We start from the raw sequence: 11,345 nt of genomic DNA, 5'->3' as shown, positions 1-11,345 counted from the left end.
CCGAGCACATCGACCGCTCACCTCAAGGCCGAATACACGACTGCAACCGTTCCGCTTCCCAACGATCGAACATCAGCTGCGGCAAACCTGCTTGACGGAGGAGTCCATACATGAATTGTTAGGTGCTCCCCGGAATTCTTGGGAGAAGAGCGCCACATTTGGGGCAGAAGCGATTGAAGTAGCGAATTGGATGCCCATCCGGGCAAGTTAGCTTTTCGAGAAGCCATGGCTGCCTTTGTAGCGACCGAACTGCTCCGAACTCTAAGGCGAGTACTCCAGCCAAGAGCGCGTAACCGTGCCCATCAATCTCCTGGGAGGAAACCGTAAGCACGTGCCAACCGAACATTGCCGCAGCAACGACTCCAGTCCACGGCGGGAATCGGCGAAAGAGCGTATGAATGGACTCGTACGTGAAGAACGGCCATGAGCGCTCGATCATCTCGACACGGATCTGGAGTATTCCGATGGCGCCGGAAACCGCGAACACTGTGAGGAGAAGAATGACATAGATCGCCAGTGGTGGTGCAAGGCCGATCGCGGAACAGAGCTGTGCGATGAGGCATGCAAGAAACAGAAATTTGCATACATCTGATACAAGATCTGCTAGCCGAGGTAGCGTCATGCGCCTAACGCCTTATGTCTTGTTTTTCCCCTAGCCTAAGTGTCGAGAGCCCGGCATGCGCGCCCGCTAACGCCTCGGTGTAGCAGCACCGTAACTCAGCAGGGGCCGCATGCCGGTGCTCGCGCCCTGCGCCCGGACAGTTGACCGAGGTCTCCCTCGAACTGATAAGCGTGGGCTTGGGCGCGATGCTCTCGACCCGCCAACTCTATCGGAGGATTGGGCATGACGGCAGTGGGCATCGATGTGGGCAAGGCCTCCCTGGACGTGGCCATCGAAGGACGGCCGGCAGTCATGCGAGTGGCCAACAGCACCGCGGCGATCCGCAAGCTGGTCCGGAAGCTGGCCGACCTGGACCAGGCCCGGATCGTGGTCGAGGCCACCGGTGGGTATGAGGAGCCGCTGCTGGAGGCCTGTTGCGATGCCGGGCTGTGGGTGGCCCGGGTCAATCCCCGCCAGGCCCGCAACTTCGCCCGCGCCGCCGGCGACATGGCCAAGACCGACGCTATCGACGCCCGGTTGCTGTGCCTGATGGCCGGGATGTTTGCCGACCGGCTGCAACGCCACCAGGCCCCTCTGCCTTGGCAACGCGAGCTGCGGGACTGGCTGCGTCGCCGCGGCCAGGTGGTCACCGCGCTACAAGCGCACCGGCAACAGATGGCGATGTGCCCGCCCTCGATCCGGACGCTGGCCGCCAAGACCGTCGCTGCCCTGCGTCGAGAACTGGCAGCCATCGACCGGCAGATGCAGGCCCTGCTGGATGCGCATGCCACACCGGCGCTGGGATCGTGCAAGGGACTGGGACCGATCTTCCAAGCCACCAGCCTGGCGCTGCTGCCGGAGCTGGGGGCGTTGAGCCGACGCCAGATCGCGCGCCTGGTCGGCGTGGCACCCATGAACCGGGACAGCGGCCAGAGCAGTGGTGTCCGTCGCATCCGCGGTGGTCGGGCGCCGGTACGCGTGGCCTTGTACATGGCCACGCTCTCGGCGGTGCGCTGGGACGAGACGATGAAAGCCCACTACAAGCAGCTTCGGGCACGCGGCAAGCTGGCCAAGGTCGCGCTGGTCGCTTGCATGCGAAAGCTGCTGACGATCGTCAATGCGCGTCGTCGCGATGAGCTACGGATGGAGGCCGCAGTGCCGATCTGACCGCTGGTCGGAAGACAGTTGCTGACTTAAGCCGACCCGCAGCAAGCCGGCGACCGGGTGCGAATATAGCCGAAGGCGTGCACTCTGGCGCCGCCCTGATGTGGGTTCGGCTTGAGAATGAATTGTTAGCCTCTTCGCGCATACAGACCGAACGGAGAGCTTTGAAGCCTGATCCGCACAGTTTCCCCGCGGCGAAGATGCACCCCAGCACAATAGTCAACCGTTCTTCCGTCGTTTAGCCTGACCGTGGCCTTCGTGCTGCACCTACGAGCATCATATGTAGACACCACGATTGCCGTTTGCTCCGTTCTTTGACCAGAAACTCCGGTGAAAATGGCTCCGATGCAGTAGAGCATGTAGGCGCCAACCACAGAGAGAAAGAACGCGATTTTACTTGATTTTGCCTGACGCTCTACATCGGAGATTTCGCTACGCCGAGCGAGTATCGAACGCCTCGAAACAGCGAAAATCAGTGCCGCCGCCGCCAGAACACAGAACAAGAAACCCAATGATGCCGAGAAGTAACGCGCATACTGTCTTCCATAGGCACTTACCAGCGCAAATACGAACAGGCCGATCATCGGGGCGACATACTTCATAAGAGGCTAACGCCGGAGTTAAGCCGCGCCGCGGAGCGGCGTCGGCTTGAACAAGTGGTTAGGCCGGCACCCCATCAGGCAAGAAGCCTGGGCGACCGAGTAGCTAGTCCGCCAATTGTGCGAGGCGCGCTCCGACCAAGCGCCTTCCCCGCGCCCGATCCGCTGCGATGCCGCACGCCAACGATCCATTGCGATTCCCCTACCGAAGTTCGACGCCCCACCCCAAACACGAACGCCACAACCCGCCTAACGCCGGAGTTAAGCCGCGCCGCGGAGCGGCGTCGGCTTGAACAAGTGGTTAGGCCGGCACCCCATCAGGCAAGAAGCCTGGGCGGCCGAGTAGCTAGCCCGCCAATTGTGCGAGGCGCGCTCCGACCAAGCGCCTTCCCCGCGCCCGATCCGCTGCGATGCCGCACGCCAACGATCCATTGCGATTCCCCTACCGAAGTCCGACGCCCCACCCCAAACACGAACGCCACAACCCGCCTAACGTCGGAGTTGAGCCGCGCCGCGGAGCGGCGTCGGCTTGAACGAGTGGTTAGGCCTCTCCGTCTGCACCATCTTGGCGACTCCATAAAGGCCTAAGCGATGTCGCAATGAACTGGGTCAGGCAGTAGCCAATAGCGAAATAGCTTAAGAAGACTATCTTCTGAACCCAAGTGCCGCTGCGATCAAGGGGCGGAAGAAGCAGGATCAGCACAAGTGCGGCCACGGTAACAACCGCGAGGACTAGAAACCGGACGTCACCGACATAGCGTGTACCCCTTGCAACGATGTAGAAGGCGGCCCCGATTATCAGGACATTCACCGGCTCGTCTCCAGTCGAAGGCTTCCCGACCGCAAGCCAGACGATCACCAAGGCGGCGAGGACAAGCCTAAAGCTGGCGTATGGAGGAAGAAGCGCCATTTGCGGCCTAACACCTGAATTAAGCCGCGCCGCGAAGCGGCGTCGGCTTGAATGAACTGTTAGGCGGGCCGGACATAGCTGCTAGCTCTGGCCTGCGCCTCACCTGTGACACCAACGACGCTACACAGAGCTTGCCCGACGTTGTAGACGATGTACCCCACATGTTGCAGCTGCTTGCGCTTGATGCAAGTGAGCTGCACTCGATGAGAGGTCAGCCATTCGCTTGTAGCCCCAGCGGTACCAACGGCAAGCATGAAGTCTCGCCAGTTCTCAGCGCCGAAATGTGGATGGAACTCGACGATGAAGGAGGATGCTTCCACGGCCGCCTAACGCCTGAATTAAGCCGCGCCGCGAAGCGGCGTCGGCTTGAATGAATTGTTAGGTGTGCTCACGCCGACCAGCAATAAAGTGGACTGCCGAACACACCATGTGCCCCAAGATTGCCGCGGTCTTTGCCCCAGAAGCAATAGAACTGATCTTGCTCTGGCCGATACACCAGCCAGTAGCCAGATGAACTGTGTGCAACACATTGCCCAGAAATGGCGGTACCAACAGCCGCATCCGGGAAGCCAGGAGGCATAACCGTTGCGACGAGCGAGAAGGGCGCGCAAGTATGTGCCCGAATGTCCGCAGCCAAGCCAGAGAGATATGCTTGCGCATCAACACCAGCGTTGATGTAGACGCCGGATGCGTCCGCTAGAGCAGCTTCTAGTTTTGTCAGTGGCGAATCACTCACAAGCACACCTAACACTTGAGTTAAGCCGACCCGCGAAGCGGGTTCGGCTTGAATGAACTGTTAGGCCTGCCGCCTGCCATGGAACGAGGCCCATGCAGCAGAGAGAAGGCCCGCTATACCTGCAGACGCAACGGCGTACCACCAGAGGATTCTTTCCTTGCGCCCGGGGGAGAAAAAGTCCGGCATGAGCTCCTGGCGCCAATTAACCGGACTGAGCGACGACCAGAATATTCCCTGTAGGACTAATGCCGTGGCGACAGCCAATGCGATCAAACTGTAGAGAGCCACAACTTGTGGGCTAGCCTCACCTTTGCGTAATGACGTGACAGCCCATAGCGCTCCGCCGACGGCGCCGCAGGCTGTAAAGACAATGACTGCTGCAACACCCATAGAAGGCCTAACGCCCGAGTTAAGGCGTGCCGCGAAGCGGCATCGCCTTGAACGAATTGTTAGCCTTGCCGACCAGCGACATTGAGGCCATTGCCTGAGCGGTGGCGCCAGGACTGTCGGAGGTGGTAAGGACAAACAAGAGCTCATACTTGTCTTCTGGCCGCGACCATGAATATGCCGCGGTTCGAGTGTGCGAATCTTTGGGCCCAAGTGCGTCTGCGTCCTGTACCGCTGCCACCAGCGGCTCAGGGGCGGTACTAACCAAAGCCGCGAAGCCGGCATGAGCTTGATCAGTGTTGGCGCGCTGAGCGAAGACTGCGCATACCGTGTCATCTCGGAGCGCGACCACATATGCGGTGGAAGGCGCTATAACGAACCACGCCTTGCCTGGGTTGCCGCCAAGAAAGAACTCCGCTTTCTCAGGCGGAGCCTCCGGAGCGCCTGTGTCGCTCATTGCTTTCCGCAGGGCATCTTGTGAGTAGAAGTGCTTCATGCATGTGCCGGCGAAAAGGTCGCCAATGCTGTCCGGCGACGGAGACGCCACAGCAAAGGCCGGTAGTAGTGCCGCGGCTGCCAGAAGCTTGCGCATGATCGGTCTCGGAAGGCTAACGCCGGAGTTAAGCCGCGCCGCGAAGCGGCGTCGGCTTGAACGAGTGGTTAGGCCAGCGCCGTGACCGAAGCGGGACCTGCAACGCGGGCAAGCCCGCGACCCGATTGCCCGAGAACCACGCCGGCCCAGCCCCTTCCCCGCGCCCTGGCCGATGTGATGACGCACACCACTTGCCCATTGCGATTCCCCTACCGAAAACCGACGCCACATCCCCTACTACCAAACACCTCAGGCCTAACACCTGAATTAAGCCGCGCCGCGAAGCGGCGTCGGCTTGAATGAATTGTTAGGCGGCGCCGCGCAGATGTGTTGCCAGCGCCTGCCAAGCTGAGCGGTAACGAACCAAGTGAGAGCAAGTTGAACTGGCGGAACGAAGATCCACCAGTAACTTGCAAGGAACCCGGAAACCCGGAGAAGGCCAGAGCCATACGCAACGCCCTCTGATTCAAGCGACGGAGCTATGAAGCTGCCGTACGCCTCAACAGGCAGTAGCACCGCGAAAGCAAGGAAAGAGAAAACACCATAAACCAGTGCCGCGACAACAGCGATGAACAGAAACGGGCGAGACAGGTGCGACCTGTTACGCCACGCGACGAAGGCCGGCCATAGAACCGGGGCAAATGAAACGACGAAGTACACGATAGCGACGACCACTATAAGTGCGGTCATCGTCGGGCCGAACACCTCGGTAAATTCCATAGCCGCCTAACTACCAGTAGACCCCCAACGGGGGTGTAGCACCGAGTCTGGCGGACCGCCGCGCGGGGCGTCAATCGGGAAACCCGATGGGAATCGCGGGCTTGGCCGTGGCCTTGGCTGCGGGATGGGGAGTCTCGCCTGCAAATAGGCGGCCTGGAGACCCCGATATCTCTTATGGCGGCGGGCGGACCCGGATATTTTTCGTCGCGTTTCCGGTTGCCATGTGCCGGGCGGATGCGGCTCGAGCCCTTGCAGCCTTCGCATCTGGCGGCATGCGGGGCCGGCTTCGCCGGCATATCCGGATCACCCGTCACGGCTCCCGCGAGGGGCTGACGGGGCGAGAACCGGGCGGGCCTCGCGGTTGCGGCGCCCGCGTCGCCGATGAATCGGCTCCTACAGGGCGGGGGTCGAGGCCTGTATTGCGGCGGCCACGTAGACCAGCGGCGCGTTCCAGTTGATCGCGGTCTCGTTGCTGGCGTAGCTGCACGCGTGGTCGATCCATGACAGCGCCGGCAGCGTCGACGGATAGGCCACGCCCTTGCAGTCGGCCAGGTCCTGCTGGCGCGGATTGGGGCCGCCGGAGAGCAGGCCCGGCACCGGTTCGGCGATGCCATCGGCCTGCGAGGGCCGGTGGTGGACGTGCATCGGCGTACGCAGGCCGTGGCCGGTGACGAAGGACACGCCCAGCGGGTTGCGCCCCAGTACGTAGTCGAGCTGCGACTGCGCCGCGTCCAGGTAGGCCCGCTCGCCGGTGAGGCGATGGCCCTGCAGCAGCACGATGCCCTGGTTCAGCGCCACCGCGCTGCTGCCCCAGACGAAGTCGGCCGACTGCATCGCCAGCCGCCACGGCGACTGCCGCGACTGCGCGGCCAGGCGCGCGGCCAGGCCACCGACCTGCTTTTCCGCCGAAGCGCGCGTTGCCGCCGGCAACCGCTGGCCATGCGCGGCCAGCGAGATCCAGCCCAGCGCACCGACGTTCGACCAGTTGGGTACGTCGGCATCGCGCGCGTGCCGCTGGAACGCGTCGAGATAGGCCCCCTCGCCGGTCAGCAGGTACAGCTCGGCCGCGGCCCATGCGAATTCGTCGTCCAGCTTCGCATCGCCGTAGGCGCCGGTGTGGACGTCGGCCGGCTGCCGGTACACCGCGTCCGGGTTCGCCTGCGCCCAGCGCCACGCGGCTTCGGCCGCCGCGCGCATCCGCGCCGGCTGGCCGGGGAACTGCGCCTCGTAACCGGCGTAGATGCGGCTGGCGGCGGCCATCACCGCGGCGAAATCCAGCGCCGCGGCGGTGGAACGGCCGACCATGTAGCGGCGCTCGCGCGCCTGCTCCGGCATGACCATGCCGTTGAAGCGCAGGTTGGTCAGCTTGTGGTACACGCCGCCGTCGCCGGGGTCCTGCATCGCCAGCATCCAGCGCAGGTTCCACCAGGCCTCGTCGAGGATGTCCGGCACGCCGTTGCCGCTCTCCGGGATGCCCAGCTCGCGGCCGCGGAAGAACGCGGGGAAATGCTCGTACGCGGCCAGCAGCGTCCAGGTGGTGATGCCGGAATTGACCACGTACTTGTTGTAGTCGCCGGCGTCGTACCAGCCGGCTGGCGCGGACACCACGGTGCCGGCCGGGCGTCCCGGCGAGGCGGCCGAGGCGTGGATCTCGACCGCATCGTCCGGATGGCCGGCCGCGCGCGCGAAGCGGCCGGCATGCGCCGGCTCGAGCGGCGTGCCGGCCCGGATCAGGTAGAACGACTTGAGCGAGGCGTCGGCCAGCGCGGCATAGGCCTGCGCATCCACCGGGAACGGATCGGACAGCGGCAAGCCCCGCACGCGGACGCGGTAGTGGCCGGGCGCGGCGAGCGCGCCGAGGTCGGCGATGGCCGCATCGCGCGCGGCCGGTTCCCAGCGCGCCGGCGCGGTGGTGGTTCCGCGCAGGACCACCTCGCCCCGGGCGTCGAGCACCTCGAACGCGCGCGCTTCGTCGCTCTCCACCACCGCCAGCTTCTGCGCACCCGGCAGGAACCCGAGCTGGTTCAGGCGCACCTGGCCTGCCGCCGCGGCGGCGGAAGACGCCTCATGCGTACGGCCATCGGCAACGGCGCCGAGCGCGGCCAGCAGCAGGCACCACCGCATCGACATGCCGGCGCTCACAGCGCGGCCTGCGCGAGGAAGCGCCACAGCCCCAGCAGCGCCATCGCCAGCAGCACCGCCAGGGTCAGCAGCGTGCCGCCGAAGCGTCCGGCCGAATAGCCGGCCGATCCGCCCAGTCCGATCGCATGTGCCAGCCGCGCCAGCAGCAGCACCAGGCCACAGGTCCACACCACCGCCGCGGCGGTGCCGGCCAGTTCGAGCAGGGCCAGCATCAGCAGCGCCAGCGGCACGTACTCGGCGAAGTTGCCGTGGACCCGCACCCTGCGGGTCATCACCTCGTCACCGCCGGTGCCCACGCCGATGCGCTGCGCCTTGCGGTGCAGCATCACCCGCATCGACAGCAGCAGGTAGAACAGGACATGCAGCGAAGCGACCAGCAGGGTGATGCGCGGCGTCGGGGCCATGCGGGCATTCCTTGATGAGGACTGCCCGGATTGTGCCAGCGTCAGGCCGCCAGCGGCCGCGCCTGCAGTTCGGCGACCTCATGCGCGGTGCCGAAGCGGCCGTTGGCGTCGCGAACCACCTGTGCCAGCGCGCACGCCGGGTCGTGGGTGAAGAACAGGTGCACGTTGCGCGCGAGCTTGTCCTCGAGGAAGGCGCGCTTCTCGTCGATCAGCAGCTCGGCGTTGCGGTCGTAGCCCATGGTGATCGGCAGGTGCACCCAGGGGCGTCCCGGGATCAGGTCGGCGCAGAACACCACGCCGCCGTGCGGCTGGCCGTCCACGATCTCCGGTCCGGCGATCTCGGCCAGCATCAGTCCGGGCGTGTGGCCGTCGCTGAAGCTGAAACGCACCGACTCGCCCAGCGCGCGCGAGTGCGGCCCATCGACCAGCTCGAGCCGGCCGCTGGCCTCCAGCAGGCCGGGCAGTTCCGGGATGAAGCTGGCGCGGTCGCGCGGGTGCGGATGCCGGGCCCGCTCCCAGTGCGCGGCACCGACCAGGTAGGTGGCGTTGGGGAACAGCAGCTCCGGCGCGCGACCTTCCGACCACGGCGCCAGCAGGCCGCCGGCGTGGTCGAAATGCAGGTGGCTGAGCACCACCACGTCGATGTCCTCGTGCTCGAAGCCGGCCGCGCGCAGCGAGTCGACCAGCACGTGCCGGTCCTCCTGCACGCCGTAGCGTTCGCGCAGCTTCGGTTCGAAGAACGCGCCGATGCCGGTCTCGAACAGCACCGTGCGGCCGTTGAGCGGGCTGGCCAGCAGCGCGCGGCAGGCCAGGTCGATGCGGTTGAGCCCGTCCGGGGTCGACCACTTTTCCCACACGGCCCGCGGCGCGTTGCCGAACATCGAGCCGCCGTCGAGCTTCTGCGAATTGCCGCGGATGGACCAGAGTTTCATGCGCGAATGCTAGCGGTGGGCCGGTTAAGAATCCGCAAGCCGGCCGCGCTCAGGGCGCGGCCGTCGCCGTCGCGCGGACCTCGGCGCTGCCGACGCTGTTGCGCGGGTCGCTGCCGCCGGTGAGCACGTTGCCGCGGCGGTCCCAGAGCACGGTCTGCATGTTGCCCCAGGTATGGCTGGAACCGCGCCCGCTGGCGCTGTCCTCGGGCAGCCGCAGGGTGTGGCCCATCGCGCGCAGCTTGGCTGCAAGATCGGCGTCGAACGCGCCGCTCTCGGCCTGGACCACGTCGGGCATCCACTGGTGGTGGTAGCGCGGCAACGCGGCCACCTCCTGCGCGCCCAGGCCATCGGCGAAGCCCAGCGCGCCGAGCAGGACCATGGTGATGATGCGGCTGCCGCCCGGGGTGCCGAGCACGGCGACGTGGTCGGGCGAGACCATGAAGGTCGGGGTCATCGAGCTGAGCGGGCGCTTGCCCGGCGCCGGCGCGTTGGCCTCGTAGCCCATCACGCCGAAGGCGTTGGGCTGGCCCGGCTGCAGCGCGAAGTCGTCCATCTCGTTGTTGAGCAGCACGCCGGTGCCCGGCGGCACCAGGCCGGAGCCGAACAGCAGGTTCACCGTCTGGGTGACCGCGGCGCGGTTGCCGTCGGCGTCGACGATCGAGAAGTGGGTGGTCTCCTCGTCCTCCAGCGGCGTGGGCAGGCCGGAGAAGGAATCGCTCGGCGTGGCCTTTTCCGGGTTGATCGTCGCGCGCAGGCCGGCGGCGTAGTACGGGCTGGTCAGCACGTCCACCGGCACATGCACGAAATCGGGGTCGCCGAGGTAGAAGGTGCGGTCGCGGAACGCGCGGCGCATCGCTTCGATCGTCAGGTGCGTGCGCTGGCTTTGGTCGAGCCTGGCCAGGTCCCAGCCGGCCAGGATCTGCATCATCTGCGCCAGTGCCACGCCGCCGGAGGACGGCGGCGGTGCGGTGACCACCTCCCAGCCGCGGTAACCGAAGCGCAGCGGCTCGCGCTCGTGCACGCGATAGGCGGCCAGCTCGCCGGCGGTCCATTGCCCGCCCTCGGCGCGGACGCCGTCCACCAGCTTCTTCGCCACCGGGCCGCGGTAGAAACCGTCGAAGCCGTTCGCGGCCAGCAGCTCGAGGGTCTTCGCCAGATCGGGCTGCTTCAGCAGCTGGCCTTCCTTCGGCGGCTGGCCGTTGCTCAGGAATACCGCGCGCGTGCCGGGGAACCGCTCCATCACTTCGCGGCGGGCGGCATAGCCGCGTTCGAGCTTGGCGTAGACCGGGAAGCCGTCGCGGGCCAGGCGGATCGCCGGGGCCAGGCTGGTCGACAGCGGCAGGCGGCCGTACTTGCCGGCCACGTGCACCAGTCCCGCCGGCAGGCCGGGGATCGCCGCGGCCCACGGGCCGTTTTCGGCCAGGTCCGAATCGAGCTTGCCGTCGGCGGTGCGGTAGCGGTCGGCGGTGGCGGCGGCCGGGGCGGCTTCGCGCGCATCGATGAACACGTCGCGTCCGCCGGCGCCGCCCTGCCCGGCCTGGTGCAGCAGGAAGAACCCGCCGCCGCCCAGCCCCGAGCTGATCGGCTCGACCACCGACAACGCGGCCGACACCGCCACGGCCGCGTCGAACGCATTGCCGCCCTGGTCCAGGACTTCGAAGCCGGCATCGGTGGCCAGCCGGTGCGCGCTGGCGATCGCCGCCTGGCCGGGGCGCTCGGCCAGCGCGACCGAACCGTCGGCGGCGGCGGCCAGCGGGATCGAACCGGGCAGGAACGATGCGGGGGCAAGCAGGGACAGCGCCAGCAGCAGGCGCGGCAGCACGCGGCAGGTCATCAGGTCTCCGGCAGGTAGAGTTCGGGGTGTTCGCGCTGGAGCCGCAACAGCTTGGCCAGCAGCGCATCGTGGCTTTCGGGGTGTCCCGGATCGGGGTCGATGCACTCGACCGGGCAGACGACCACGCATTGCGGCTCGTCGAAGTGGCCGACGCATTCGGTACAGCGCGCCGGGTCGATCACATAGATCGTTTCGCCCATCGAGATGGCCTGGTTCGGGCAGGCCGGCTCGCAGACGTCGCAGTTGACGCAGAGTTCGTTGATCCGGAGCGACACGTCGTGCGGTTGCGGCACCGGGTCCCGGCATCGGGACCCGGTGCCACCG

The 11,345-nt window shown here is 66.1% G+C and carries 9 protein-coding genes; 1 reads left to right on the top strand and 8 read right to left on the bottom strand.

The features are described 5' to 3' along the window. The first annotated feature begins 844 nt into the window (after positions 1 to 844). Complete coding sequence (locus ABKA19_RS13795) at positions 845 to 1,768, top strand: IS110 family RNA-guided transposase (protein WP_353689373.1); 924 nt, start codon at positions 845 to 847, stop codon at positions 1,766 to 1,768. A gap of 125 nt (positions 1,769 to 1,893) precedes the next feature. Here ABKA19_RS13795 and ABKA19_RS13790 read toward each other — a convergent pair whose 3' ends face one another. The 8 genes from ABKA19_RS13790 to ABKA19_RS13755 all read right to left on the bottom strand — a co-directional run bounded on the left by ABKA19_RS13790 (position 1,894) and on the right by ABKA19_RS13755 (position 11,296). Beyond that, the gene (locus tag ABKA19_RS13790) at positions 1,894 to 2,349 is read right to left on the bottom strand and encodes a hypothetical protein (RefSeq protein ID WP_353689372.1); all 456 of its coding nucleotides are present in this window, start codon (positions 2,347 to 2,349) and stop codon (positions 1,894 to 1,896) included. A gap of 2,070 nt (positions 2,350 to 4,419) precedes the next feature. Next, on the bottom strand, positions 4,420 to 4,989 hold the full coding sequence (locus ABKA19_RS13785; RefSeq protein WP_353689371.1) for an NMCC_0638 family (lipo)protein: 570 nt from the start codon (positions 4,987 to 4,989) through the stop codon (positions 4,420 to 4,422). A gap of 267 nt (positions 4,990 to 5,256) precedes the next feature. Then, positions 5,257 to 5,709: a hypothetical protein gene (locus ABKA19_RS13780; RefSeq protein ID WP_353689370.1), complete on the bottom strand. Its 453-nt coding sequence runs from the start codon at positions 5,707 to 5,709 to the stop codon at positions 5,257 to 5,259. 393 nt (positions 5,710 to 6,102) lie between these two features. Next, positions 6,103 to 7,839, bottom strand: coding sequence for a glycoside hydrolase family 9 protein (locus tag ABKA19_RS13775; protein ID WP_502945791.1), 1,737 nt, complete (start codon positions 7,837 to 7,839; stop codon positions 6,103 to 6,105). An 8-nt stretch (positions 7,840 to 7,847) separates the two neighbouring features. Continuing rightward, complete coding sequence (locus tag ABKA19_RS13770; RefSeq protein ID WP_162378402.1) at positions 7,848 to 8,255, bottom strand: MAPEG family protein; 408 nt, start codon at positions 8,253 to 8,255, stop codon at positions 7,848 to 7,850. A 41-nt stretch (positions 8,256 to 8,296) separates the two neighbouring features. Beyond that, positions 8,297 to 9,187 (bottom strand): MBL fold metallo-hydrolase, encoded by an 891-nt coding sequence (locus ABKA19_RS13765; RefSeq protein WP_353689369.1) that lies wholly within the window; start codon positions 9,185 to 9,187, stop codon positions 8,297 to 8,299. Between the two features lie 49 nt (positions 9,188 to 9,236). After that, entirely contained in the window at positions 9,237 to 11,021 is a 1,785-nt protein-coding gene (gene ggt / locus ABKA19_RS13760) for a gamma-glutamyltransferase (protein WP_353689368.1), read from the bottom strand. Continuing rightward, complete coding sequence (locus tag ABKA19_RS13755) at positions 11,021 to 11,296, bottom strand: YfhL family 4Fe-4S dicluster ferredoxin (RefSeq protein WP_353689392.1); 276 nt, start codon at positions 11,294 to 11,296, stop codon at positions 11,021 to 11,023. Before ABKA19_RS13755 ends, ggt begins: the two co-directional genes overlap by 1 nt. Between the last annotated feature and the right edge of the window lie 49 nt (positions 11,297 to 11,345).

This window comes from Pseudoxanthomonas sp. Soil82 (assembly GCF_040446535.1).
Lineage (GTDB): Bacteria > Pseudomonadota > Gammaproteobacteria > Xanthomonadales > Xanthomonadaceae > Pseudoxanthomonas > Pseudoxanthomonas kaohsiungensis.
Note: the sequence above shows the minus strand (reverse complement) of the source record. Positions and strands in the feature narration are given on the sequence as shown.